The organism is Variovorax sp. P5_A3, from assembly GCF_056400665.1.
In genome coordinates, this window is the sequence record NZ_JBFUKW010000018.1 from 66,256 (window position 1) to 91,222 (window position 24,967).

Annotated in this window: 19 protein-coding genes; 6 read left to right on the top strand and 13 right to left on the bottom strand. The window is 66.5% G+C overall.

Annotated features, from left to right (window positions below; all coding sequences use genetic code 11):
* Positions 1–17 precede the first annotated feature (17 nt).
* The 6 genes from dctA to AC1D3B_RS24425 all read right to left on the bottom strand — a co-directional run bounded on the left by dctA (position 18) and on the right by AC1D3B_RS24425 (position 6,092).
* Complete coding sequence (gene dctA / locus AC1D3B_RS24400) at positions 18–1,352, bottom strand: C4-dicarboxylate transporter DctA (RefSeq protein ID WP_478193254.1); 1,335 nt, start codon at positions 1,350–1,352, stop codon at positions 18–20.
* Positions 1,353–1,431: 79 nt separating this feature from the next.
* Positions 1,432–2,778, bottom strand: coding sequence for a class-II fumarase/aspartase family protein (locus AC1D3B_RS24405; RefSeq protein ID WP_478193255.1), 1,347 nt, complete (start codon positions 2,776–2,778; stop codon positions 1,432–1,434).
* 41 nt (positions 2,779–2,819) lie between these two features.
* On the bottom strand, positions 2,820–3,650 hold the full coding sequence (locus tag AC1D3B_RS24410; RefSeq protein WP_478193256.1) for an HpcH/HpaI aldolase/citrate lyase family protein: 831 nt from the start codon (positions 3,648–3,650) through the stop codon (positions 2,820–2,822).
* 10 nt (positions 3,651–3,660) lie between these two features.
* A complete protein-coding gene (locus AC1D3B_RS24415; RefSeq protein ID WP_478193257.1) occupies positions 3,661–4,851 on the bottom strand; it encodes a CaiB/BaiF CoA transferase family protein in 1,191 nt (396 codons plus the stop codon).
* Between the two features lie 32 nt (positions 4,852–4,883).
* A complete protein-coding gene (locus AC1D3B_RS24420) occupies positions 4,884–5,744 on the bottom strand; it encodes an HTD2 family dehydratase (protein WP_478193258.1) in 861 nt (286 codons plus the stop codon).
* Positions 5,745–5,936: 192 nt separating this feature from the next.
* Positions 5,937–6,092, bottom strand: coding sequence for a hypothetical protein (locus tag AC1D3B_RS24425; RefSeq protein ID WP_478193259.1), 156 nt, complete (start codon positions 6,090–6,092; stop codon positions 5,937–5,939).
* A gap of 214 nt (positions 6,093–6,306) precedes the next feature.
* On the opposite strand from AC1D3B_RS24425, the gene AC1D3B_RS24430 reads away from it, so the two are divergent.
* Positions 6,307–8,706, top strand: coding sequence for a PhoX family protein (locus tag AC1D3B_RS24430; protein WP_478193260.1), 2,400 nt, complete (start codon positions 6,307–6,309; stop codon positions 8,704–8,706).
* A gap of 21 nt (positions 8,707–8,727) precedes the next feature.
* Here the strand turns inward: AC1D3B_RS24430 and AC1D3B_RS24435 are convergent, their stop codons facing one another.
* Both AC1D3B_RS24435 and mltA read right to left on the bottom strand, forming a co-directional pair.
* Positions 8,728–9,102, bottom strand: a complete 375-nt coding sequence (locus AC1D3B_RS24435; protein WP_478193261.1) for an SMR family transporter — start codon at positions 9,100–9,102, stop codon at positions 8,728–8,730.
* 18 nt (positions 9,103–9,120) lie between these two features.
* On the bottom strand, positions 9,121–10,263 hold the full coding sequence (mltA, locus tag AC1D3B_RS24440) for a murein transglycosylase A (protein WP_478193262.1): 1,143 nt from the start codon (positions 10,261–10,263) through the stop codon (positions 9,121–9,123).
* Here mltA and AC1D3B_RS24445 point away from each other — a divergent pair.
* Together AC1D3B_RS24445 and AC1D3B_RS24450 are read left to right on the top strand one after the other, a co-directional pair.
* Positions 10,262–10,417 carry a hypothetical protein gene (locus AC1D3B_RS24445; RefSeq protein WP_478193263.1) on the top strand — a complete coding sequence of 52 codons (156 nt, stop codon included), beginning with the start codon at positions 10,262–10,264 and terminating at the stop codon, positions 10,415–10,417. The genes mltA and AC1D3B_RS24445 overlap by 2 nt on opposite strands.
* 205 nt (positions 10,418–10,622) lie before the next feature.
* Positions 10,623–11,273, top strand: a complete 651-nt coding sequence (locus tag AC1D3B_RS24450) for a YiaD family glycine zipper/OmpA-like lipoprotein (protein ID WP_478193264.1) — start codon at positions 10,623–10,625, stop codon at positions 11,271–11,273.
* On the opposite strand, the gene AC1D3B_RS24455 is transcribed toward AC1D3B_RS24450, so the two are convergent.
* The 4 genes from AC1D3B_RS24455 to AC1D3B_RS24470 all read right to left on the bottom strand — a co-directional run bounded on the left by AC1D3B_RS24455 (position 11,270) and on the right by AC1D3B_RS24470 (position 19,198).
* A complete protein-coding gene (locus AC1D3B_RS24455) occupies positions 11,270–11,896 on the bottom strand; it encodes a response regulator transcription factor (RefSeq protein WP_478193265.1) in 627 nt (208 codons plus the stop codon). The genes AC1D3B_RS24450 and AC1D3B_RS24455 overlap by 4 nt on opposite strands.
* Positions 11,897–12,127: 231 nt before the next feature.
* Complete coding sequence (locus AC1D3B_RS24460; RefSeq protein WP_478193311.1) at positions 12,128–14,080, bottom strand: two-component system sensor histidine kinase NtrB; 1,953 nt, start codon at positions 14,078–14,080, stop codon at positions 12,128–12,130.
* Between the two features lie 113 nt (positions 14,081–14,193).
* The gene (locus tag AC1D3B_RS24465; RefSeq protein ID WP_478193266.1) at positions 14,194–15,009 is read right to left on the bottom strand and encodes a carbon-nitrogen hydrolase family protein; all 816 of its coding nucleotides are present in this window, start codon (positions 15,007–15,009) and stop codon (positions 14,194–14,196) included.
* A gap of 22 nt (positions 15,010–15,031) precedes the next feature.
* The gene (locus AC1D3B_RS24470; protein WP_478193267.1) at positions 15,032–19,198 is read right to left on the bottom strand and encodes a YhdP family protein; all 4,167 of its coding nucleotides are present in this window, start codon (positions 19,196–19,198) and stop codon (positions 15,032–15,034) included.
* Between the two features lie 25 nt (positions 19,199–19,223).
* Here AC1D3B_RS24470 and glnE point away from each other — a divergent pair, with 25 nt between their 5' ends.
* Both glnE and AC1D3B_RS24480 read left to right on the top strand, forming a co-directional pair.
* On the top strand, positions 19,224–22,004 hold the full coding sequence (gene glnE / locus AC1D3B_RS24475; protein WP_478193268.1) for a bifunctional [glutamate--ammonia ligase]-adenylyl-L-tyrosine phosphorylase/[glutamate--ammonia-ligase] adenylyltransferase: 2,781 nt from the start codon (positions 19,224–19,226) through the stop codon (positions 22,002–22,004).
* 7 nt (positions 22,005–22,011) lie between these two features.
* A complete protein-coding gene (locus tag AC1D3B_RS24480) occupies positions 22,012–23,064 on the top strand; it encodes a septal ring lytic transglycosylase RlpA family protein (RefSeq protein WP_478193269.1) in 1,053 nt (350 codons plus the stop codon).
* A gap of 122 nt (positions 23,065–23,186) precedes the next feature.
* On the opposite strand, the gene AC1D3B_RS24485 is transcribed toward AC1D3B_RS24480, so the two are convergent.
* Positions 23,187–24,044, bottom strand: coding sequence for a ferritin family protein (locus tag AC1D3B_RS24485; protein ID WP_478193270.1), 858 nt, complete (start codon positions 24,042–24,044; stop codon positions 23,187–23,189).
* A 128-nt stretch (positions 24,045–24,172) separates the two neighbouring features.
* On the opposite strand from AC1D3B_RS24485, the gene AC1D3B_RS24490 reads away from it, so the two are divergent.
* Entirely contained in the window at positions 24,173–24,754 is a 582-nt protein-coding gene (locus AC1D3B_RS24490; RefSeq protein ID WP_478193271.1) for a glutathione peroxidase, read from the top strand.
* The last annotated feature ends 213 nt before the right edge of the window (positions 24,755–24,967 follow it).

Genomic DNA, 24,967 nt, shown 5'->3' on the forward strand with positions numbered 1-24,967 from the left:
AGGCTCGTCGGCCGGTGTCAGTGCGCAGGGCCAGCGTGGCCGAGCGGCGTAGGGAAGTCTGCGGAACCCTCTTCGAGTTCGTGCTCGGTGTTGGCGTAGTTCGCGGCCAATTCGCGCCGTAGTACGTTTCGGTCGCAAGCGTTTTCCCAAATCGAGACCACGACGCAGCACACGGCATTGCTGATGGTGCTGGTGAGCGCGCGCGCCTCGGACATGAATCGATCGATACCCACGATGAGCGCTACGCCGGCAACCGGCAATTCAGGCATGACGGTGAGCGTGGCCACGAGGGCGACGAAGCCACTGCCCGTCACGCCTGCGGCGCCCTTGGAGGTCAGCAGCATGATGCCGAGCATCGAGCCGATCTGGAGCCACGACAGATGGATGTCGCAGGCCTGGGCGATGAACATCGACGCCAACGTGAGGTAGATTGCCGTCCCGTCGAGATTGAATGAATAGCCCGTCGGCAGCACCAGCCCGACCACGCCCTTCTTGCAACCGAGGCGCTCGAGCTTCAGCAAGAGGCGGGGGAGCACCGGTTCGCTCGACGAGGTGCCGAGCACCACGAGCAACTCTTCCTTGATGTAGCGCATCAGCTGCCACAGCTTGAACCCGTGCAGACGCGACAGCACGCCGAGCACCACGACGACAAAGAAGATGCAGGCCACATAGAAGGTCCCGATCAGGAGCCCGAGGGAGCCGATCGACTTGATGCCGTAGCGCCCTACCGTGAAGGCCATCGCGCCGAAAGCACCGATCGGCGCCAGCCGCATGATGATGCTGAAGGCCGCGAAAAGCATGTGCGAGAAGCCGTCGATGCCGTCGAGCACCGGCTTGGCTGCCGTGCCGATGCGTGTCAGGCCGAAGCCGCACAAGACGGCCAGCAGCAGCACCGGTAGTACTTCGCCGTCGGCGAAAGCACCAAAGAAGGCGTTGGGGATGATGTGAAGCACGAAGTCGGTAAAGCCATGGATGTGAATCTCGTTCGCGAAGCGTGTCGCCACCGAGGCGTCCAGGTTCTTCGGGTCTATGTGCATGCCGGCGCCCGGTTGCATCACAAACACGGCAACGAGGCCGGTGATCAACGCAAGGATCGTCAGCGCGTAGAACAGGCCCATCGCCTTGAGCAGCGTCTTGCCGATTTCCTTCGAATCGCCTAGCGAGGTGATGCCGGTGACGATGGTGCAGAACACAACCGGGGCGATCATCATCTTGACCAGCTTGACGAAGCCATCGCCGAGCGGCTTGAGGCTGGCACCGAAGTCCGGCCAATAGTGGCCCACGGTGATGCCGAGGATCAGGCCGATCAGGACCTGGACGTAGAGGAGCTTCAAGAGCTTGCGAAGGTTCACGACGTTGTCTCCAAGTTCAGGGCGAACAGATGCATACCGGTCTGCGCCGGTTGGTCGGTGATGAAGGCCGGGGCCGGGCTCAGCGGCGCGCCGCGAGCACGCGATCGACCATGACGCCGGCTTGGCCAAGGTTTTTCGCCGGGTCGCACATCGCATCGAGCTGCGCGCGCGTGACGTGCTTGTTGATCTCGGGATGGGCAACCAGGATCTCGATCAACGGCCGGTTGTCGGCCAGTGCCTGGCGGCACAGGTCATAGACCAGGTCGTGGGCGTATTCACGGCCGATGTAGGGGCCTAGTCCCATCATCACGGCCTCGGACATCACGAGGCCGTTCGTGATGTCGATGTTGGCGCGCATGCGGGTGGCGTCGACCTCCAGGCCTTTGAGGATGAACTTGGTCTGCTTCAATGCGCCTGACATCAGGCAGAAGATCTCGGGAAGCGAGACCCACTCGATCTCCCAAGGCCCGGTCGAGCGCTCATGGTCAGCCACCATCGCATCCATCAGGGCAGCCGCATGCTGGCGCGCCACCGAGATGTTGGCGTGGATGTAGAGGCAGGAGATCGGGTTGCGCTTTTGCGGCATGGTCGACGACGAGCCGCGACCCGGCGCGAAGGGCTCGAAGACCTCCGCCACTTCGGTCTGCATCATCAGCTTGACGTCCATCGCGATCTTGCCGAGCGAGCCACCGACCAGTCCGAGGAAAGCTCCAACTTCCGCGATGGTGTCGCGCACCGTGTGCCACGAGATCAGCGGTTGGGCCAGACCCAACTCCTTCATCAGCCCGGCCTGGGTTTCCATGGCGCCCTTCTCGAGCGAGGACAAGGTGCCGGATGCGCCGCCGAACTCACCCATCAGGACACGCGGCTTGAGTTGCTGCAGGCGCTCGCGATGACGATCGATGCCAGCCAGGATGCTCGCCATCTTGTAGCCGAAGGTGATCGGCGTGGCCTGCTGCAGGTTGGAGCGGCCGATGACGGGCGTGGCACGGTACTTCTTTGCCAGGGCGGCGAGCGCATCGCCGATTTCGTCCAGATCCTGCTCGACCAGGGCGAGGCCTTCCCGCATCTGCAACACGGCGGCCGTGTCGGTGATGTCCTGCGTGGTCGCGCCCCAGTGGCAATACTCGCCGAGCTTGTCCCGGCAGTTCGCATTGATCTGGTTGACCACGGCAATGATGGGATAGCCGATCTGTTCGGTCTTGGCCTTCAGCTTGACCCAGTCGATCTGCGACAGATTGCAGTTCCGAACGATCTCGTCCGCCGCTTCCTTCGGGATGATGCCGAGTTCGCCCTGGACCTTCGCGAGGGCGCGCTCGATGTCCAGGTACTTGGCGGTGCGGTTCTCGTCGGACCAGACGTCGCGCATGCGTGCATCGCTGAACATGTCGCCGAAGATGCGCGAGTCGATGATGGTGGAGGCCATGGTGTGTTGTCTCTTTCTGCGGTGGAAGTTGGTGAATAAGGTCAGTTGCGGGCCAAGGCCAGCATGCGTTGTGCCTGGAGCACCACGGGCCGGTCGACCATGCGTCCGTCGAGCCGGGCAGCGCCAGGTGATGCAGCATCGGCAACCAGGACGCGCTGCGCCCAGTCCAGCGCCTCCGCGCTCGGATGCAGTGCCGCGTGGATCGGCTGTACCTGGCGGGGGTGGATGCACAGCTTGGCGCCGAAGCCGAATCGTCGAGCCTCCGCAAGATCCGAGAGCAGGCGAGCTTCGTCGTCGAGTTGCGGGGTGGCGCCTGCTACCGGTGCCGGCAGGCCCGCCAAGCGTGAGGCGATCGCGATGCGGCTGGCTGCATAGCCAAGGCCGGAGGCGTCCGTCGAGATGTCGATGTCGAGGTCAAGCGCGAAATCGAGCGTGCCGAACACCAGTCGCTGCGCGCCGGCGGCCGCGATGCGGTCGACTTCAGACACGCCGCGTGCGCTTTCGATGAGCGCGAGGATGCCGGCGTCCGGCAACGCAGCCTGGGTCCTGGCGATTTGCGCGGCCGACTCGGCCTTTGGCAAGAGCACGCCGATCCCGGCCGCGTCGCGCAACGCCGCGAGGTCGGCGGCAAACCAGGGCGAGCCGGCGTCGTTGATACGCACCACGATGCGCGACCGGGTTGCGGGCATCACACCCTGCAGCCATGTCGCGACGGTGCTGCGTGCATTGGCCTTGTCATCAGGAGCCACGGCGTCCTCGAGGTCCAGCACGACCCTGTCGGCGCCGCTGGCCAGCGCCTTGTCAAAGCGTTCCGGGCGCGTGCCGGGCACGAAGAGATAGGTGCGAGCGGGAAGCAGCAATTCAGCGGGCATGGCGGCGACCTCAAACAGCTTTGGATGTGTGCAGTCCGGCGATCTCGGCCGCGCTGTAGCCGAGCTCGGCCAGGATCGCGTCCGTGTGCTCGCCGAGTGCAGGAACCGGGTCCATGCGGGGGCCGGTATCCCAGGTGCCGGGCGGCAGCATGGCGGGCACCGGCCCCATGGCCGTCCCCACCTCGGTCCAGCGCCCACGTGCCTCGAGTTGAGGATGCGCCCAGACCTCCTTCATGGTGTTGACCTGCGCATTGGCGATCTGCGCGAGCTCGAGTCGCTCGACCACCTGCTTACCAGTCAGCGGCTCGAAGGCGTCCACAATGATCTGGCGTAGCGCGACCCGCTCCGCCACACGCTTGAAGTTGGCGGTGAACCGCGGATCCATCGCGAGATCGGGTTGCTCCAGCACCTTGTCGCAAAAGCTGACCCATTCGCGTTCGTTCTGCAATCCCAGCATCACGGTGGTGCCGTCGCCGGCTGGGAACGGCCCGTACGGATAGATCGTCGCGTGGCTGGCGCCGGTGCGCGGCGGTGGGGCGGCTCCTTCGAAGGCGTAGTAGAGCGGGTAGCTGGTCCATTCGGCCAGGGACTCCAGCATCGAGATGTCGATGCGTTGCCCCTTGCCGGTCTGGCCGCGCTGCAACAGCGCCGCGAGGATGTTGCTGTACGCGTACATGCCGGCGGCGATGTCGGCGATCGAGGGGCCCGCCTTGCAGGGCTCTTCAGGCGTGCCTGTGACGGAGACAAAACCGGCCTCGCTCTGGATCAACAGGTCGTAGGCCTTCTTGTCGCGGTACGGGCCGGGATTGCGCGGGTCGTCGCCATAGCCGGAGATGTCGCAGACGATCAAGCCTGGCTTGGCGCTGGAAAGCTTGTCGTAGCCCAGGCCGAGGCGCGTGGCTGCGCCCGGTGCCAGATTCTGCACGACGACGTCGGCCTTCTCCATGACCAGTCGCTCGAGCACTCGAGCTGCCTCGGGGTGTTTCACGTCGAGCGTGAGGCTTTCCTTGGATCGGTTTGTCCAGACGAAGTGCGATGCCAGGCCGCGAACGCGTTCGTCGTAGCCGCGGGCGAAGTCGCCCGAACCTGGACGCTCGATCTTGATGACGCGGGCTCCCAGGTCGGCCAACTGGCGAGTGGCGAAGGGCGCGGCAATCGCGTGCTCCAGCGTGACGACGGTGATGCCTTTGAGTGGCTGCATGGGTTTGTCTCTCTTGATGTTGTCGTGATGGATCAGCGCAGCACTGCAGTGGCGTCCATCGTCAGCCAACCCTCGTGGTCCGAGGCCCAGAGATGAATGGTCTTGCCGTCGGCCTGCGGTTGGCCGCTGACATGGAAGGCGTTCAGGTCAAATGTCGGGCGGACCGCCTTGAACCGAAAACTCGCCACGTCGGCGTCCGGCAACTGCCGGCGCAGGAGGTCCATCAGCAGTGTCGCGATCAAGGGACCATGCACGATCAGGCCCGGATAGCCTTCGACCTGCGTCACGTACTGGCGGTCGTAATGGATGCGGTGGCCATTGAACGTGAGCGCCGAGTAACGAAACAGCAGCACGTCGTCCGGCACGATCTGGCGGCGCCAGGCGGCCTCTACCGGTGCGGATTGGGGTGGTGGGACGACATCGTCCGGGCCCTGTGCTTCGCGATAGACGATGTCATGGAACTCGACGAGCGCCGGCACGGCGGCCTCGTTGCAGCGCACTTCGTGACGCACCTTCACGAATACGAGCTTGCCGGTGCGGCCTTCCTTCGTTGTGACGTCATCGATGGTCGAGGTGCGCGCAACTCGGTCTCCCACGCGGATCGGGGAGCGGAACTCGAACTGGCTGCCGGCCCACATGCGTCGAGGCAGGGGGACCGGCGGAAGGAAGCCGCCGCGCTTGGCATGGCCGTCGGCGCCGATTTCGCTCTGCCGGTGCATCGGCAGGAAGTAGAGCCAATGCCAAAGTGGGGGAAGCGTGGTGCCCGCAATCACCGGCGCCGCTGGATGGTCGAGAGTCGCCGTCAGTGCGACCACGGGGGTGGGGTTGATGGTGTCTTCGATTCTCTCGCTGCGTCCGACCCACGATTGCAGCTGATCTTGCTGTGCGTCCAATGTTGTCTCCTTTGCTGACTGCACCAAGCGGCAGCAGTTCTGGGGAGCAAGTGTGCGACGCAGCCTACGTTAGGGGAATTGCAATGTTTGGTCCTATTGATGCATGAAGCGCAATAAAAGGCATGCTTCCCGAGTAACCGGGAACGCAGCGAGATACGCGTGCCGGACGCAGCGCGGCGACGTCGGACGGGGCTAGAGCTTTTCTTTCGCGAAGACGGCGGCGTTCTCATCGACGCCGGGCTTGCCTTCGTCCGAATGCGGATTGCCGGGGTCGGTATCGGTCGGAAACTCCGGCTCGACCGGAAGCTGCGCCGGGTCGTCCTCGGAAGGAAACTTGGGGTTTGGCATGGAAGGCTCCTTTTGCAAACAAAGGTAGCTCGATCGCTGGCGCGCGAATGTGGGAGGCGCACACATTTCAGGCTCAACGCTGCAGGGGATTTCGGCTGCCGACGTCGCCTTGTGCCACGCCGTCCGTCATGGCGCACAGCCAGATGCGGGCCACTGCAACAAAAGTTTCATCTTCCGTCGCTAAGGTCAGGCTTCCGTCAGCCCACCTTTCACGATGAAAAACCTCCCCACGCCTGCCGTTTCCGACGAATATATCGACCCGGACGACCTCGACAACAACCCGACCGCCAACACCAGCCTGCATGAAGTCATCGCGGCACGCGTGCATCGCCGCCATCTTCTGCGCGGCGGCGTGGGCGCGCTGACGGCCGCGACGCTCGGTCCGCTGGCCCTGAGCGCCTGCGGCGGCGGAAACGACGGCGTCTTCCCCATCGCGCCGCCCGCGCCCGCACCGGCACCGCCTCCTCCCGCTCCGGCGCCGGCACCCGCTGCCGATCCGAAGCTCGGCTTCTCCGCCGTGGGCAAGGACCTCGCCGACCGCATCACCGTGCCGGCCGGCTACACGGCCACCGTGATCTACGCGACCGGCGACTCGATCGACCCCGCAGTCACTGACTACAAGAACGACGGCACCGACGACACCTTCGGCCGCCGCAGCGGCGACCAGCACGACGGCATGCACTACTTCGGCCTGACTGCCGACAGCAAGCCGTCCCTCAGCAGCACCGAGCGTGCGCTCATGTGTATCAACCACGAAGCCATCAACGGCACCGTGATGTTCATGCACCCGAGCGGCCAGACCAACATCGGTTCGAGCGCCGGCCCGCGTCCCGAAGCGGAGGCACTGAAGGAGGTCGAGGCGCACGGCGCTTCGGTGGTCGAGATCGCCAAGTCGGGCGGCAAGTTCGGTGTGGTCAAGAACTCCACCTTCAATCGCCGCGTCACGCCGCGCACGCCGATGGAGTTCGGTGGCCCGGCGCGCGGCTCCGCGCTGCTGAAGACCGCATACTCGCCCGCCGGCACCGGCACGCGCGGCATGATCGGCAACTGCGCGTCCGGCTACACGCCCTGGGGCACGTACCTCACCTGCGAGGAAAACTTCGCGGGCTTCTTCCGTCGCGGCTCGGCCGACGATGCGAAGCGCAGCGCCAAGGAACTGGTTGCCTTCAAGCGCATCGGCCTCGCGCAAGGCGCAGGCGGCGGCCAGCGCTGGGCGACTGTCGTGCCGGCCGACGGCACGAACACCGAATACGCGCGTTGGGACACGAGCAGCCTCGGTGCATCGACCGACGGCACGGACGACTTCCGCAACACGGCCAACACCTTCGGCTGGGTGGTCGAGATCGATCCGTACAACCCGTCGTCGACGCCCGTCAAGCACACCGCACTCGGCCGCTTCGCGCACGAAGGCGCATGGCCGAGCAACCCGGTCGTCGGCAAGCCGCTCGCCTTCTACATGGGCGACGATTCGCGCAGCGAGTACGTCTACAAGTACGTCTCCAAGGCCGTCTGGAGCGCGGCGGACGCGAATCCCGCAGACCGCTTGGCGACGGGCAGCAAGTACCTCGACGAGGGCACGCTCTATGCGGCGAAGTTCAACGCCGACGGCTCGGGCACGTGGCTCAAGCTCGACCTGACGAACGCCGCCATCTCGGGCAACGGCGCCTACGCCTTCGCCGACCTGGCCGACGTGCTGGTCAACGCACGGCTGGCAGCCGACGCCGCTGGCGCGACGAAGTGCGACCGCCCCGAATGGACCGCCGTGAATCCGAAGAACGGCGAGATCTACATCACGATGACCGAGAACCCGGACCGCGGCGCGGTCGGCACGACCAGCAGCAACAACGTGCCGAACCCGGACGTCGACCCGGCCTTCCCGCGCTACTGGCTCGACAACAAGGGCGTCTCCACGCAGAACGCCACGGCGTCGGTCTCCAAGGGCGATGTCAACGGGCAGGTGATGCGAATCCGCGAGACCGACAACGATGCGTCGGCCGCCACCTTCAACTGGGACATCTTCCTGTTCGGCAGCCAGGCCAAGGCCGACGCCGGTCTCGACGACGTGAACTACCAGAAGAACGTGAACCTGTCGGGCCTGTCGGACGTCAACGACTTCTCGAAGCCCGACGGCTGCTGGTTCTCGCGCGCGAGCGGCATCCTCTGGATCGAGACCGACGACAACGCCTACACCGACGTCACCAACTGCATGCTGCTGGCGGCGGTCCCGGGCACCTACGGCGACGGCGGCAAGCTCGACGTGGTCAACCAGGCCAACGGCAAGCCCGGCGCGGCGGGTACCGGCCCGGTGACAGTGACCACGTACGCGGGCAAGAAGATGAACGACACGATCTTCAAGCGCTTCCTCACGGCGCCGCTCGGCGCGGAAGTGACCGGCCTGGCCGAATCGCCGGACGGCAAGGCGTTGTTCATCAACATCCAGCATCCGGGCGAGAACACCGTCGCGACCAACATCGCCGACCCGGGCAAGTACGAAAGCCATTGGCCCGGCAACGGTGCCGGCGTGACGGCCTACGGCGCGGGCGGCAGCACGGCACGTCCGCGCTCGGCGACGGTGATGATCACGAAGGACGACGGTGGCGTGATCGGGCTTTGATCAGGCGGGGCGTTGCGCTGCTCAGCTTCTGGCCAGCACCACGACCCCCACCAGGATGATGGCGATGCCCAGCACCCGGCCGGAGGTCAGGGGCTCGCCAAGCAACTGCCACGCGAGGAGTGCCGCGACCACGTAGCCGATCGAGAGCATCGGATAGGCGATGGTGACGTCCACGCGGGTCAGCGCGACGATCCACAGCCCGACGCTCACGACGTAGCAGAAAAGGCCCAGCAGGATCCAGGGCTGGGTGGCCGCGCCCAACGCCGTGGCGAAGAGCGAGGCAATGCTTCCCATGGACACCGAGCCCAGTGTCCTGGCCCCGGCCTTGAGCAGGAGCTGCGCCGCCGAGTTCAGCAGGACGCCGGCGAGGATGATCGAAAAAGTGCTCAGGTTCATGGCGTTCGGGCTTCCGTCCTATTTTGGCCACAGCGCCCACAGGCGCAGCGGCTGGTTCATCCGGGCCGCCAGGCGTCCCGCGTCGGCACCGGTGCCCGCGAAGTAATCGGCCCGCACCGCGCCGACGATGGCGCTGCCCGTGTCCTGCGCGACCACCAGCTTGGCGAGCGGTACCGCCGGACCCGGCGAAGCGAGCCAGACCGGTGTGCCGTAGGGAATGCTGTCCCGATCCACCGCGATCGAGCGGCCGGCCGTCAACGGCACGCCCTGCGCACCGATCGGACCCGAGGACGCATCGACCTCACTCAACGGCTCCTCGCGGAAGAACACGTAGCGGGGATTGCTCCACAGCAGCTGCGAAAGGCGTTGCGGGTTCTGCGCGACCCAGAGCTTGGTGTCGTCGGGCCAGAGGCTGACCTTGGTCACGCCCTGGCTCATCAACCACTGCTGCACGCTGCGATAGGGCTGCTCGTTGGTGGCCGCAAAGGCCACGCGCACCACGCGCTGCGAACCGTCGGGCTCGGTGATGCGAAGGCGCCCCGACCCCTGGATGTGGAGCATGAGCACATCGATGGGGTCCGCGAGCCAGGCGATCTCGCGGCCGCGCAGCGCAGACTGGGCCTGCGGGAGCGTGTCAATTTCCTGGCGCGTGTACCAGGGGCGCTTGGGCACCAGGCCGGTGGGTGCCTGGTACAGCGGCACAGTGTTGGTCGCCGTCGGCCTGCGCGTGGCATCGAACACCGGCTCGTAGTAGCTGGTGAGCTTGCCGTCCGTGGGGCCCGTGTATGACTCGACCCGGAAGGGCTGCAGCCGCTGCATCATCCATTCGCGCTGTTCCGCGGTTTCGGCGAGCGACAGCTGACGCACCTCGCGGCACAGGGGCGCGAAGGCGGCATTGGGGCGCGCGCAATTGGAAAGCATGGCGACCCAGCCTTCGTGCAGCGCGTCCTCGTTGAAGCCGGGAAGCTCCGACCACGCGACGGGCACCCACCGGCTCTTCGGATGCGCGAGCGAGCCGGTGAGCGGTCCCAGGTCGCGCGATGGGCTCGTGCCCGGTATGGGGGTGAAGACGGGCGCTTCGGGCTGCCGCGTTCCGGTCGAGCAGGCTGCGAGCATTGCTACGATCGCGAGCCCAACCAGCCACTGGAGTCCTTTTTTCATGGGTCTGATTTTGCTTGAAGCACTTGGCGCGGGAATCGTGTTCATCCTCATCATCTGGTGGACCATGTTCTCCGGCCGCAAGCGCGGCGAGCTGCATGAAGAGGCCGATGCCGAAGAGGCGCCTGCATCCAAGGACACTTCTCCGCGCGATTGACCACGCGTCATTCGATGGCGCGTCGACGTGTCGGCCTGCGCCTTGCACGCTATTCATTCGATAGCGGGCACGCGAGATTTCGCGCGCCTCTCCAGACCACGGCCGAAAATCGAACGTTACACGCGGAAACGCCCGGGCGGGGCGATTCACGTGGAGCGCTCGGGATAATCGGCGCTCTTTGAATCCATAGTCGAAAGGGACTGACATGAAAAAATTCGTACTCGCCACCTGTGCAGCAGCGATCGTTCTTTCAGGCTGCGCAAGCGGCGGCATGACGGACACGCAACGCAACACGGCCATCGGCGCCGGCGGCGGCGCACTGGCTGGCGCGGCGATCGGCAGCGCCACCGGAGGCAGGGCCGGCACGGGTGCGGCAATCGGCGCACTGGCGGGCGCGGCGGGCGGCTACTTGTGGTCCCAGCGCATGGAAAACCAGAAGAAGCAGATGGAAGCAGCCACCCAGGGCACCGGCGTTGCCGTGACGCAAACGCCGAACAACGAGCTGAAGCTCGCAATCCCGAGCGATATCTCCTTCGACGTGGGTCGCGCGGCCATCAAGCCCAACTTCTCGCCGATCCTCGACCAGTTCGCGACCGGCCTGCGCAACAACCCGAACGCCGACGTGCGCATCATCGGCCACACCGACAGCACCGGCACCGATGCCATCAACAACCCGCTGTCGGTCGAGCGTGCCGCGGCCACGCGCGACTACCTGGTCGCACGCGGCGTGTCGCCCACCGCATTCCGCATCGAAGGCCGCGGCTCGCGCGAACCGATCGCGGACAACAGCACCGACGCAGGCCGCGCACAGAATCGCCGCGTAGAGATCTATGTCGGTGAACGTTCCCCGGCCTAAGTCTGGACGCCGCGAAGCAAGTTGGCCAGTTCGACGGCCGACTTGACTTCCATCTTCTCGAACACGCGCGCACGGTGAACTTCCACCGTGCGCACGCTGATCGCGAGTTGCTCCGCGATCAGCTTGTTGGGCAGCCCTTCGACCACGCAACGCATCACGTCACGCTCGCGATCGGTCAGTTCGTCGATACGGTGCTTCAGGCGTTGCCGCGTACGCTTGGCTTCGATGGCGCGCAAGGACGCCCCGAGCGCATGTTCGATGCGGTCCACCAGCGCGTTGTCCGAGAACGGCTTCTCGCAGAAGTCGAAGGCGCCGCGCTTCACCGCATCGACCGCCGTCGGCACATCGGCGTGCCCGGTCAGGAAGATCACAGGCATCGTCTCCAGCAGCCCCCGCTCCGCGAGACGATCGAACAGCACCAACCCACTGGTCCCCGGCATGCGCACGTCGAGCAGCAGGCAGTGCGGCTGGTCGAGCAATGGTTCGTCAGCAAGGCGCGCCTCGAACGCTTCCGCACTGGCAAAGTTCTCGCTCACCAGCCGTCGCGAACGCAACAGCCAAGCCAGCGCCTCGCGAACACTGGCGTCGTCGTCAACAATAAAAATCAGCGCATCAATCATCATTTGGCTCGCCCCCAGGTGCGCGCACTTCGTGTCGCTTCGCCCACCCCCTACCGGGGGCAATACCAGCAGCCCGGCGAAGCCGGTTCTGCGGTATTTCCCGATCACGGGAGGGCCGAGTGGGGCGCATTGCATTCTTCCAGAAATGCCGCGGAACCGGCTTCGCCGGGCCGCTGGCATTGCCCCCTGCAAGGGGGTGGGCGGCCACACGAAGTGGGCAAGCCTGGGGGTTAGTCATATCACCGGAAGGGTGAAGCGGAAGATCGTGCCGCGGGGGCGGTGGGGTTCGTACATCAGCACGCCGCCGTGCTGTTCGACGACGGTGCGGCACAGGCTCAGGCCCAGGCCCATGCCGTCCGGGCGCGTGGTGAAGAAGGGCGTGAAGAGGCGTTCGGCGACCTCGCCGCTGATGCCGCAACCCACGTCCGCGACGGAGAACTCGAGCCAGCGGCGCGCGTCGGCAGCCGTCGCGCCTCCGCCATCCCGGCCGATGCCACCTGCGCGAACGACTTTCAGGCGCAGCACGCGATCGGTCAGCTCCGGCATGTCCATGGCCTGCATGCCGTTGCGCGCCAGGTTCAGCAGAACCTGCTCGACGAGGGTGCGGTCGCAGAACACGGCGGGCAGGCGGTCTTCGAGCGAAAGCTCGATGCGCACACCCAGCTTGCGCGCCTGCAGTCGCACCAGGGGCAGCACCGCGTCGACCAGCGCATGCGGCGCGACGGGTTCGCGGGTGCGATCGCGCCGGCGCACGAAGTCATGCACGCTGCGGATCACCTGTCCGGCGCGGTCGGCCTGCTCGGAGATGCGGCGAACCGCCATCGCGATGTCATCGTGGTCGCGGCTTCGCTGGGACTGGTCGGCATTCAGCAGATTGAGCGAGCCGTTCGCGTAGCTGGTGATCGCCGCGAGTGGTTGCGTGAGCTCGTGGCTGAGCAGCGATGCCATTTCGCCGACGGTGGCCAGACGCGCGCTGGCCTGCAGGCGCTCCTGGCTGGCGCGCGAGAGTTCCTCGATGCGGCGCTGCTCGCTGATGTCGATGAAGGCGCTCATCCAGCCGGTCTGCGAGCCATGCGCGTTGATCAGGGGCGCCTCGAAGATCAGCACCGGAAAGCGGCTGCCGTCCTTGCGCATGAAGACCGACTCGAAGCCTTCGCGCGGCGGCATGGCGCCCGCCAGGCGCACGGCCTGGCGCCGCTGGTACTCGTGCGCGAGTTCGGTCGGCCAGTAGGGCGTGCCTTCGCTGATCATGAGTTCCTCGGCGCTGAAGCCCACCATCTCGCAGAACGCGGGGTTCACGTAGGTGATGCGGCCTTGCAGGTCCCGTGCGCGCAAGCCGGTGATGACGGAGTCTTCCATTGCCTTGCGGAACGCGAGCGCGTCGGCCAGGTCGCGCTCCGCGCGCAGGCGTCTGCGCGTGTCGCGGGCGAGCAGCACCAGCACCGAGACGAGGGCGATCGAGATCGCGGTGACCAGCGCGGTCAGCATGTTCGGGAAGAGATCCGGCACCGCGCGCCAGCCGTCGACACGCAGCATCATGGGCGCGCCCGGCAGGTCGATGAGTTGCTGCGCCGTGAAGACGCGCGTGCCCACGCGGCGCGGCGCACCGATGGCCACGAGCCGCGTGCCGTCGGCTTCGGTGAAGGCCACCTCCTGCCCGCGGCTGAGCGTGGGCGCCACGAGTTCGATGAGCGTGTCGCGCAACGAATACGAGGCCACGAGGTAGCCTCCGCCCTCCACCGGCAGGCACAGCTCCATGACTTCGAGGCCGTTGCCCTGGGTGACTGGCACGTAGTGGCTTGGCGAATACGCAGGCGCCGCCAGCTTGCGCGCCGCGGCGCAGGCGAGCATCACGTCGGGCTGGTCGGCACCGCGCACGCCTTCATCGAAGATGTGCTGGCGATAGGGCGTATCGGCCGCGCCACGCAGTCGCAATCTCGCGTCGCGCCATTCGAGCCGCAACCACTCGCGGTGCTGGCGCAGGAGGTCCGATGCGCGGCTTTCCCAATGTTCGCGATCGACGCCCTCGCCGAGCGACGCGCGCAAGGTCTGTGCGTTGCGCTGCAGCCCGACGCGAAGGTCGGACACGGCGTCGGCGGTGTCCCGTTCGAGCACGCTCTGGGTCTGCTCGACTTCGTGGCGCCCCGCCAGCCACACCACGGTGACGAGCAATGCCAGCACGAGCATGGCGAGCAGCACCCACAGGAACCAGCGCCGCCACACCGAGCGCAGGAAGCGCAACCGCGCGAACGCGGGACGGAGGACGCGGGAGACAGGCAGCGGAGGCGAGGACACCGTCGTCAGAGTACGCAGTGGGAAAGCGCCGGCAGTTGCGACCGCGCGCGCTCCACCTGCATGGCATCGATGTCGAACAGCACCACGGCTTCGTCGACGGCCTGTTGCGCCACCACCGCGCCCCAGGGATCGACCACCATCGACTGGCCCCAGGTGTGCCGTCCGTTCTCATGGGTGCCGCCCTGCGCGGGAGCGACGACCCACGCGAGGTTCTCGATCGCGCGCGCACGCAGCAGCACCTCCCAGTGTGCGGCGCCCGTGGTCCGGGTGAAGGCGCTGGGCACGAGCAACAACTCGGCCCCCTGCCGCGCGAGGGCGCGATAGAGCTCCGGGAAGCGCAGGTCATAGCAGACGCTCATGCCGATCCGCCAGCGGTGGCCGTCGCGCGAGGGGAGGTCGAAGCACACGGGCTGCGAGCCCGGCGCGATGACGCGGCGCTCGTCGTAGCGCTCGCGGCCGTTGTCGAAGAAGAAGAGGTGGATCTTGTCGTAGCGCGCGATACACGCGCCGTCCGGTGCATAGACCAGCGAGCTGTTGAAGACGTGGTTGTCGTCTTCCGTTTCGAGCGGCAGGGTGCCGCCGACGATCCACAACCCGAACTCGCGCGCGGCATCGGCGAGGAAGCTCTGCACCGAGCCGGCACCGGCGGTCTCGCGCAGGGCGAGCTTGTCGGTGTCGCGCGCACCCATCATGCAGAAGTACTCCGGGAGCACTGCGAGCTCGGCGCCCTCCGCCGCGGCCTCGGCCAGCAGCGCGTGCGCGCGAGCGAGGTTGGCCTCGCGTGCGATGGCCGACACCATCTGGATCGCAGCGACTTTCATGGCAAGTCTCCTTGTGCTTGTTCTATCGTACGGCCGGTGCGGCGGCTGGGCTTACAGGGGCCAGGGCCTCGGGTGTCGACCGGCGCGCCACCTTGGTGATCTTGGGGTCGGTCCAGGTGCCGTCGATCTGGAACTCCTGCGTGGCAGCGGCGATCAGCGGCCTGCTCAGCACCATCTGCGCGAGGAAAGTGCCGATGCCGATGGCCGGGTTGATCGCGGTCGCCACCAGCGCGGCCGTGCCCGCGCTGATCTCGGGCACGACGACCACGCGGATGTTCTGGGTCTCGTGCGCGATGTCCGCCGAGCCGTCCATCAGCACGGCGGCATTCACGCCCTTCATCTGCAGGTTGTTGGTAGACGCCACGCCCTGGTCGATCTTGACGTCCCCGCGCAGGAAATCGAAGGCGAAGCCTTCGCTGAAGATGTCGCGGAAATCCAGCGTGAGGCGCCGCGGCAAGGCCTGGAGGCTGAGCACGCCGAGCAGCTTGGCGATACCCGGGTCGGCTTTGAGGAACTGGCCCGATTCGACATTGATCTGGAGTTGCCCGCCGAGGCTCGGATAGTCGAGCGTGAAGGGCGATCCGGTCCAGTTCACGCCACCTTCCAGGCGCCCACGGCCTCGCCGCACGACGTCCTTCATGCCGAAGCGCGTGAGCAGTCCGCCGGCATCGGCGATATCCAGCTTGAAATCCATGCTGGTGCGCCGCTGGTCGCGCCCGGCTGCCGGTGTGGTCCCGGGCGGCGCAGCCCAGCTGCCCTGCGCGGTGAACGTGGCATCCGGGTTGGAGAGCGCCAGCCGGTTGAGCCGCCATTCGCGGCCCGCGCCGCCGCGGTTGACCGCATCGATCTCGGCGCGGCCCAGACGATGCCCGAACAGCTCGAAATCGTCGACGACGATGTCGAGCGCCGGCAAGGTGCTCGGCTGCTCATCGAGCAGCGATTCGACCGCCTTGGCCTCGCTGGGCGCGATCTTGAGCCGTGCGAGCCGCGCGAACAGGCGCCCCGCCTGCGTGTGCCGGTATTCCGCATAGCCGCTGAGTTCGACTGCGTCGACGTTCGCGCGCCAGAGTGGCCCCTCACGGGTGCCGCCGAGCACGACGTTGTTCAGCGTGCGGCCGCCGAACACCAGTTCCTGCGCCCGCAGCGCGATGACGGTAGGCAGGTAGGACTGCAGGTCATCCGTGCCGTCGGCAGTCGCGACGGTCTCGGGTGCCTTGCCGGTTGTCGCGCTGAAGATCGACTGCCAGGCGCCCACGTCGAGCCGCGAGAACCGCAGGTTCGCGAACACGCCGCGCTCCGGCGGGGCTGCGGATTCGCCCGCCGCCAAGCCGATGCCGATGCCGCCGCGCAGCACCTTCGCCTCGCTGCCGGTGATGTCGCGCACGTACACCACCGACGCAACGCGGCCGAGTTCGACGGAGATCTGATCGTTCATCCCCGGCGATGACCGTGCCTCGCGCGAGATCACCTTCTTCTCGACGCGCAGGGCCATCGATTCGTCGGCGGACTTGGTCAACGGTGGCGGCAGTTGCAGCGCGAGGCCCTGCAACGTGCTGGTGAGCAGGAATTCGGTTGCGTCTTCGCGCACCGAGAAGTTCAGCGCATAGGGGGTGCTGCCGGTCGCGTTGGCGGCGAGGCGCGGGAGCCAGTCGACCTCGCGTGCGGCGCGCAGGCCGTCGGCGGTCGCGGTGCCCTGCACCTTGAAGTTCAGGTCCTGCGCAGCATCGCCGAATCGGCCACTGCCTTCGACGCGTATCGCGCCACCCAGCGCACGGGCCTGCACGCCCGCCAGTGAAAAGCCGCCTTCGGTGAAGTTCAGCATGCCCTTCGCCTGCGACAGCGACGGCGCCTGCGGCGACAGATGGATCTCGTTGTCCGACAGCGCGACGCTGGCCTGCACTTTGGATTTGTCGAGGGCTGCGAGCGGCAGCTCGAGTTTCAGCTTGTAGTCGGCGTTGCCGGTCACGCGCATGCCAGCGAGGGTCGACTCGGCGGGTCCCGTCAGTGGCGCGCCGGCGAGCAGCAGTTCGTTGACCGGGCCCCTGGCCTGGGCATCGACCTTGAGCTGCGGCGCATGGTGCGCCATGTCGGCGATCTGCGCCTCGGCCCGGGTCACTTCGATGCCGGGCGCGCCGACGATGCGACCGCGTGCATTGCGCACCAGCATGCCGGCCCGCTCGAAGACGAGTTCACCCGACAGATTGTTCAGCGCCGGCCAGACGACCTTGGCGCCCGGCATGGCGGGCACATAGGCGTAGGTCACGTCGGCGACCCGCGCGGCGATGCGGAAGTCGCCCTGCTTCGGGTCCATGAAAGGCATGTCGTGAAGGTCGCCCCTGACCTTGAAGTCGACGCTGCTCGCGGCGCCCTTCGTGACCGCATCGCGCACATAGTCGCGCGTTTGCTTGGGGATGTGCAGCGGCAGGTAGCGATAGACCCGTGTGCCGTCGGCGCGCGTGAGCTTGCCCTGCAGGTCGAGCACGCCCGGGTATCGCGCCGCACTGCGCGAGACGGCGGGATCGCTCGTGCGCCAGCTCGCCTGCGCCTCGCCGTCGGCGTCGGCGTTGGCGAAGCGGAGGCCCGAAAGCTGGAGCTGGACGGCCTCGCCATCGAGTTTCCACTGAAGCTGGGTCGACAGTTGGTCGATCGGAACCACGGGTTCCTCGAACACGCCGGGCAGATCGAGTGCGCCCTTCGCGATCGACAGCGACGCGCTGCCGCCCGCCTGGTTGGCATCGAAATCGACGGTGGCGCCGCGCACGCCGGGTGTTCCCACCGGCACGGGCGGCGGTTCCGAGGCCGCTGATGCCGTCGCACCGGTCGAAGGGGCGGCGGGTCGTGGAGCGCTGCGGCCAGCCGCGTTTTGCGCCGCTTCGGCCCCGGCGGCCTCGACGTGCTCGCCAGACTGCGAAGCGATGCTGAAGTTGCTCAAGCGGCCGCGCAACTGGTACTTGTCGGGGGCACCGGGCGAGCCTTGCCAGCTCGCCTCGATGCGCTCGACCAGTCCGCGCGGCTCGTACGACGCGATGTGCTTGCGCGTGGCGTCGTCGAGAGGCAGGCGATCGGCAATCAGCGCCAGCGCGGCAAGGTCGAGGCGGTCCGCACGCACCGCGCCGCGCTCGGCAATGCGATCCTTCGCTGGCGTGTGCTGGAACCAGAGGTTGCCGCCCGGCCAGCGCATGCCGTCGGCGGTATCGAACTGGAGATTGGTCGTGGCGAACTCCAGCGTTTCGTCCGTCATCTTGCCGGCGAGACGCCCCGTGACACCACGCAGCACCAGGGGCTCGAGGCCCTTGGCGAGCGACGCGTCGATCTTCGCCAGTGCCAGGTCGGCCACGGCGCCCGTCAGCCGGCCGTCGTTGACGTCGGCCCACAGGCGCATGCCACCGCTGCCTTCGCGAATCCGTCCGTCGAAATGCACGTAGCTGCCGAGTCGGGTGACGTCGATGTAGGGCAAGTCCGCGTACACCTCCCCGTCCCAGGTTCGCCAGTTGCCGCTGCGCACGGAGAGGAGCGGCTGACGGAACCTGGCTCGCACGGTGAAACGCTCGCCCCAGCCTGTGGGCGGCGTGGCATCGACGCGCATGTCGTGGCGCCGGCTGCCGTTGCGGGCAATGAACTGCACGTCGGTCAGGAGCAGCGGCGTCGTCTTGCGCATGTCGTCGGTCCAGCGCACCGTGCCGCCCTGGACGACCACCTCGCGCTGGGCGAAGAACCAGTCGGCGCCGTCGCCTCCGCCGGTGGTATCGGTGGGCATGTCGAGCCCCGCCACATGGAGCTTGCCGAGCACATCGCGGCGCACCTCGACCTCGGGTCGTTCGATGTAGAGCTGCTCGAAGCTCAGTTTCCACAGCGATCTGGGCGAGACGCTGGCGACCACGCGTTCGAGGCGCAGCGCTGCCTGCTGGTGGGCATCCTGGAGCACCACGTTCTGCAATTCGACGGTGGGAAAGATGCCAGCCGATCGGGCGGAGATCGAACCGATCAGGACCGGTACGCCGATGGCGCGCGTGGCCTGCGCCTCGAGCGCGACACGGTAGTCGCCGATTCGCGGCACAATCCAAATGTGTAGGACAACGACTGACAGCGCCAGCAGGAGCCATGCACCGATCAGCAAACCCAACAACCAGCGCGCCGTCACAGCGGTGATCTTGAGCAGACGTGAAGGGGAAGACGTCGTGTCGTTCATTGAGGATCGCGCTGTGGCAGGAATTATGACCGCCAGCTCCCACCCGGGTTCCACCGAGGCCGACGCCATGGCGCATCGGTCGCCTTCGGCATCCATTCCGTCGACTCCGTTGTCCGCCTATTCGCGCTTCGTGCAACGACTGCGGCGTCGCTATGCGGGCGAACTTTCGCTGTTGCCGCCAGGTGCGCCCCTGAAGACGCACATGGCCGAAGCCTACGAAGCCCTTCGAAATCGAGGGAATAGCGTCGCCGATTCGCTGCGCATCGTCCGGCAGCTCGTGATGGAGCGGCTGGTCACGCTCGACTGCGACGAGCAGGCGCCTTTGTCCGTCGTCACCACTGCATGCACCGAACTCGCCGAATTCGCGCTCGATGTCGCGTGCAGGGAGGCTTGTGCCGAACTCGATGCCGTGCATGGCGCACCCCTCGGCGAGGATGGCCAGCGCGCGCAGCTCTGGGTCGTGGGCATGGGAAAGCTGGGCGCACGTGAGCTCAACGTCTCGAGCGACATCGATCTCATCTATCTCTACGACCAGGACGGCGAGACGGCGGGCGACGCACGTTCGCGCCTGTCGAACCACGAATACTTCGCGCATGCGGTCAAGCGCATCTACGCGCTGGTGGGCGACACCACGGAGCACGGCTTCGTGTTCCGCGTGGACCTGGCGCTGCGTCCCAATGGCAATTCCGGTCCGAGCGTGGTCTCGATGGACGCGCTCGAAGAGTATTTCCAGCGACAGGGCCGGGAATGGGAGCGCTTTGCCTGGCTCAAGAGCCGCGTCGTCGCCCCGAATTCGGTGGTGGCCGATCGATCGGCGCAGGCCCTGCGCGGCGTGGTACTGCCCTTCGTCTTCCGGCGCTATCTCGACTACAACGTCTTTGACTCCCTGCGCACGCTGCATCGACAGATCCGCGAACAGGCGGCGCGCAGGAGCGCGGGCCGTCCGGAACGCGCGAACGACGTCAAGGTGTCGCGCGGCGGGATCCGGGAGATCGAGTTCACCGTGCAGCTGCTGCAGGTGGTGCGAGGCGGCCAGTTTCCCGAGCTTCGGACGCGTCCCACGCTCGACGCACTGCAGCGCCTGGCGCGCGCCAATCTCATGCCGCAGGAAGCTGCGGATGCGCTGGCCGCCGCCTATGAATTCCTGCGCCGTGTCGAGCATCGCATCCAGTACCTCGACGACCAGCAGACCCATGTGCTGCCGGTCAACGACGACGACGTGCGCTGGATCGCGCAAACGCTGGGCTACGCGGACTGTTGCGACTTCCTGGCACAGCTCGATGCGCATCGGGAGTTCGTGGCGCAGGAGTTCGACAAGCTGCTCGGCGGCAAGAAGCCTTGCACGGGTTGCAACGGCAACTCCAAGGCCGTTCCCGTCATCGACCTGGCCGACCTGATCGACGGACTGCCGGAACCATTCGCTGCACGCATCAGGCGCTGGCGCGAGAACCCGCGCGTGCTGGCGCTGCGCGACGAAACCCGGGCGCGCCTGCGGCAATTGGTGCAGCGCACAGGCCAGTGGCTGCGCGAACCCGACAGCGACGCGCCGGGCAAGGTCGGCCACCACGTCGATGCCGCGCTGCGCTGGGCCGACTGGATCGAGCCCCTGCTGCGCCGCGACAGCTACATCGCCTTGCTGGTCGAGCGGCCCGCCGTGCAGGAACGGCTGCTGCGCCTGCTTGGCTCGGCCAAGTGGCCGGCACGCTATCTCATGCAGCATCCAGGCGTGATCGACGAGCTGGCCAGCGACGAAATGCTCTCCGGCCGCTTCGTCGCGGCCGAGTTCGAACGAGAGCTGGAGAGTCGCCACCTGTCGCTGACGCGTACCGGGGAAGCCGACGAGGAACGCCTGCTCAACCTGCTACGCCACGCGCACCATGCCGAGCTGTTTCGCACGCTGGCGCGCGATGTCGACGGCCGCATCACTGTCGAACAGGTGGCAGACGACCTCAGCGCGCTGGCCGACGCGGTGCTGCGCGTCACGGCGCGCTGGTGCTGGCCGCACCTGCGCAGCCCGCATCGGGAGCAGCCGCAGTTCGCGATCATCGGCTACGGCAAGCTGGGCGGAAAGGAACTGGGCTACGGCAGCGACCTCGACATCGTGTTCGTCTACGACGACGACGACGAGCGCGCCGGCGAGGTCTACGCCGCCTATGTGCGCAAACTGATCAACTGGCTCACGGTAAAGACGCGGGAGGGCGATCTCTTCGAGATCGACACCGCATTGCGCCCCAACGGCAATTCGGGCCTGCTCACGACCAGCTTCGAGGCCTACGAGAAGTACCAGCTCGGCCGGGGCAGCAACACGGCGTGGACGTGGGAGCACCAGGCCATGACCCGCGCGCGCTTCGTGCTGGGCGATGCCGCGCTGGGCGAGCGCTTCGACCGCGTCCGGGAGGCGGTGATCACCGCCCCGCGCGATCGCGAGGCGCTCAAGGCCGAGATCGTCGCGATGCGCGAGAAGGTGCGCGCCGCGCGCCCCGTGAAGCCCGACCGCTTCGACGTGAAGCACAGCGCAGGCGGCATGGTCGACGCGGAATTCGCCGTGCAGTTCCTGGTGCTGTCGGAGGCGAAGACGCATCCGGAGCTGGTGCCCAACGTCGGCAACATCGCGCTGCTCCTGCGCGCGGAAGCCGCCGGGTTGCTACCGGAGGGCGTGGGCCGGAACGCGGCGTCCGCCTATCGCGAGCTGCGGCGCGTGCAGCATCGGGCGCGGCTCAACGAAGAGCCAACGCAGATGCCGATGAGTTCGCTTGTCGCCGAGCGCGAAGCGATGCTGGCTTTGTGGAAGGCGGTGTTTGGCTAGGCCGGGCTTGTCGTCGCAACGCGCCATCGCGCTGGTCGCGGGCGCGACGCTGCTTTTCCTGGCCGGCTGCGCGAGCGGGCCGCGGGGCGGTTCCGGCATCGGCCGCGACGGCGCGGATGCCAATCCGCCGGCGGGCCTAGGCCAGGTGCCGGATGCGGAGCCTCGGGTCGAGCCGATCCGCGGAACCGGGGGCACGAGCAAGCCCTACGTCGTGCTCGGCAAGTCCTACGTGCCGATCGTCGACGACCGGCCCTTCCGCGAAAGCGGCCTTGCATCGTGGTACGGCCGCAAGTTCCACAGCCAGTCCACCGCGAGCGGCGAGCCCTACGACATGTACGCCATGACGGCAGCGCACAAGACGCTGCCCCTGCCGAGCTACGTGCGCGTGCGCAATCCGGCCAACGGGCGCGAGGTGATCGTGCGGGTCAATGACCGGGGGCCCTTCCACGACGATCGCGTCATCGACCTCAGCTACACCGCGGCGCTCAAGCTCGACCTGCTGCGAGGCGTGGCGCCGGTGGAGATCGAGCGCATCACGAACGAGGACATTCGCACCGGTGCGTGGCGGCGTGGGAATGTGGACTCGACGCAGTTGGCACAACGCGCACCGCCCGGCATGTCGACGGCCAGCATCCAGCCGGCGCCTGCCTCCGACAACGTCGCGGTCCCGGCGGCATGGACTGCACCGGTCGCAGCCGCCCCGCGTGTCGAGTCGATGGAAGTTGTCGCGCTACCGCCCCTGACCCCCGTTGCGTTGCCGGCAACGCCTCCACCGAGCGCTTTGCCTGTTCCAGCGTCGGCCGATGGAATCACATCCGCGCCGCCGCCCGGCTTCTGGGTGCAACTCGGCGCCTTCAGCCAACGCGATGGCGCCGCCCGCTTCCAGCAGCAGGTTGCACGTGAATTGCCTGCCTTGGCCCCGTCCCTCAACGTGTTCAGCGAACGCGGCACCCACCGACTGCAGGCCGGCCCCTACGCATCACGCGACCTCGCCCGCGACACCGCAGAGCAAGTCCGCAACGGCCTCCAACTGACGCCCGTCATCGTCGAACGCCACTAAGCCGTCAAGGCGAAGGGCCGAAATCCCAGGAATACCGCGGAACCGGCTTCGCCGGGCCGCTGGTATTGCCCCCGGTCAGGGGGTGGGCGGCTACACGAAGTGAGCAAGCCTGGGGGCGAGCCCTATGCCCCTTGGTACTCGGGCTTGGGGCCGAGCGAAGCCGCCAGCTCCTTGCGGTAGCGGTTCAGTTCCTGCACGGTCTTGAAGCTCCTGTTCATCAACAGGCTCAGGTTGTGCAGGATGCGATCGCCGACCTTGTTCTCCCAGACGGAGTCGAACTTGATCTGCTTGTCCAGCCAATGCTCCAGCCAGTCCGGATCGGGCACACGGCTTTGAATGGTGTCGTTCGGAAACAGCGCCTTGTTCACGTGCAGATTGGTCGGATGCAAGGCCTGCGCCGTCCGGCGCGCGCTCGCCATCAGCACGCCGACCTTGGTGAAGGCCGAGCGCGCCTCGTCGCCGAACTTCTCCAGCGCGCGCTTCATGTAGCGCAGGTAGGCGCCGCCGTGGCGCGCTTCGTCCTGGCTGAGCGTGGTGTAGATGTGCTTGATGACCGGCTCGGTATGCCACTCGGCCGCGCGGCGATACCAGTGGTTGAGGCGGATTTCGCCACAGAAATGCAGCATCAGGGTCTCGAGCGGCGGCGCGGGATCGAAGTCGAAACGCACCTCGTGCAGTTCCTGCTCGGTCGGGGCGTGCTGCGGGCTGAAGCGTTTCAGGTATTCCATCAATACGAGAGAGTGCTTCTGCTCCTCGAAGAACCAGATCGACATGAAAGCGGAGAAATCGCTGTCATGGCGGTTGTCGCGCAGGAACATCTCGGTGGCCGGCAAGGCCGCCCACTCGGTAATGGCATTCATCTTGATGGTCTGGGCCTGCTCGTCGGAGAGGCGGGTCGCGTCGAAAGACTGCCACGGAATATCCTTGTCCATGTCCCAGCGGACGGATTCGAGCTGTCTGAAAAGTTCCGGGTAGAGCATCTATGTCTTTCTTGAGCCGACGGATTTTAGTCGGCAGGTTTGGCGCACCTGTGACAAGAGCGCGATGATGCGTATTTGCGCCGCTTGACGGCGCCGGTCCAAAGGCTATTTACACAGGGAAATCCGCCATGCGAATCCCCATTCAACGGTTAGTGCCATTTGTCCCGGCGATGGCGATCGCGGCCTGCCTCCTGCCCGGCGGCGCCAGTGCGCAGACGACGCCGGCGGGTTGTCCGGCCATCCTGCAGCACACCTTTCCGCGACTGCAGGACGAAAAGCCCCAGGCACTCTGCCAGTACACGGGCAAGGTAGTGCTGGTGGTGAATACGGCGAGTTTTTGCGGGTTCACGCCGCAGTACAAGGGGCTGGAAGCGCTCGACAGCAAATACCGGTCGCGCGGACTGGTGGTCCTGGGATTCCCTTCGAATGACTTCGCCCAGGAATCAGGCTCGAACAAGGATATTGCCGAATTCTGCGAAAACACCTTCGGCGTCAAATTCCCGATGTTTGCAAAATCCTCTGTCCGAGGCGTGGACGCCAATCCGCTGTTCAAGGAGTTGGCGCAAGCTTCGGGCACGACGCCCAAATGGAATTTCTACAAGTACCTGATCGGCCGCGACGGCAAGGTCGTCGATTCCTATTCGAGCATGACGGCGCCGGACGATCGTTCCTTCGTCCGCGCCGTCGAAAAGGAGCTCGGACCGAACTGAGGCGGACCGGTCGGCGGGCGAACATCGAGGCGTCACAAACGTTTACCACTGCAGTGGGAACCGGGCCGTATGGGGTGATCTCTTATGGTTTCGGGCATGGACAGCCCGAACGTTTTCATGTTGCGAGGTCTTCTGGGCGCTACTGTCTGGTTGAAATCCCGAGGCGATTCTTCTCCTCCTCCCTCCCTCCCTCCTTCGTCTTGGGGCGCCTCG

Excerpts from the sequence above, each read along its gene's own strand:
- AC1D3B_RS24405 (WP_478193255.1), bottom strand. The coding sequence starts at position 2,778 with ATGGCCTCCACCATCATCGACTCGCGCATCTTCGGCGACATGTTCAGC.
- AC1D3B_RS24410 (WP_478193256.1), bottom strand. The coding sequence starts at position 3,650 with ATGCCCGCTGAATTGCTGCTTCCCGCTCGCACCTATCTCTTCGTGCCC.
- AC1D3B_RS24415 (WP_478193257.1), bottom strand. The coding sequence starts at position 4,851 with ATGCAGCCACTCAAAGGCATCACCGTCGTCACGCTGGAGCACGCGATT.
- AC1D3B_RS24425 (WP_478193259.1), bottom strand. The coding sequence starts at position 6,092 with ATGCCAAACCCCAAGTTTCCTTCCGAGGACGACCCGGCGCAGCTTCCG.
- AC1D3B_RS24430 (WP_478193260.1), top strand. The coding sequence starts at position 6,307 with ATGAAAAACCTCCCCACGCCTGCCGTTTCCGACGAATATATCGACCCG.
- AC1D3B_RS24435 (WP_478193261.1), bottom strand. The coding sequence starts at position 9,102 with ATGAACCTGAGCACTTTTTCGATCATCCTCGCCGGCGTCCTGCTGAAC.
- AC1D3B_RS24445 (WP_478193263.1), top strand. The coding sequence starts at position 10,262 with ATGGGTCTGATTTTGCTTGAAGCACTTGGCGCGGGAATCGTGTTCATC.
- mltA (WP_478193262.1), bottom strand. The coding sequence starts at position 10,263 with ATGAAAAAAGGACTCCAGTGGCTGGTTGGGCTCGCGATCGTAGCAATG.
- AC1D3B_RS24450 (WP_478193264.1), top strand. The coding sequence starts at position 10,623 with ATGAAAAAATTCGTACTCGCCACCTGTGCAGCAGCGATCGTTCTTTCA.
- AC1D3B_RS24455 (WP_478193265.1), bottom strand. The coding sequence starts at position 11,896 with ATGATGATTGATGCGCTGATTTTTATTGTTGACGACGACGCCAGTGTT.
- AC1D3B_RS24460 (WP_478193311.1), bottom strand. The coding sequence starts at position 14,080 with ATGCTCGTGCTGGCATTGCTCGTCACCGTGGTGTGGCTGGCGGGGCGC.
- AC1D3B_RS24465 (WP_478193266.1), bottom strand. The coding sequence starts at position 15,009 with ATGAAAGTCGCTGCGATCCAGATGGTGTCGGCCATCGCACGCGAGGCC.
- AC1D3B_RS24470 (WP_478193267.1), bottom strand. The coding sequence starts at position 19,198 with ATGAACGACACGACGTCTTCCCCTTCACGTCTGCTCAAGATCACCGCT.
- glnE (WP_478193268.1), top strand. The coding sequence starts at position 19,224 with ATGACCGCCAGCTCCCACCCGGGTTCCACCGAGGCCGACGCCATGGCG.
- AC1D3B_RS24485 (WP_478193270.1), bottom strand. The coding sequence starts at position 24,044 with ATGCTCTACCCGGAACTTTTCAGACAGCTCGAATCCGTCCGCTGGGAC.
- AC1D3B_RS24490 (WP_478193271.1), top strand. The coding sequence starts at position 24,173 with ATGCGAATCCCCATTCAACGGTTAGTGCCATTTGTCCCGGCGATGGCG.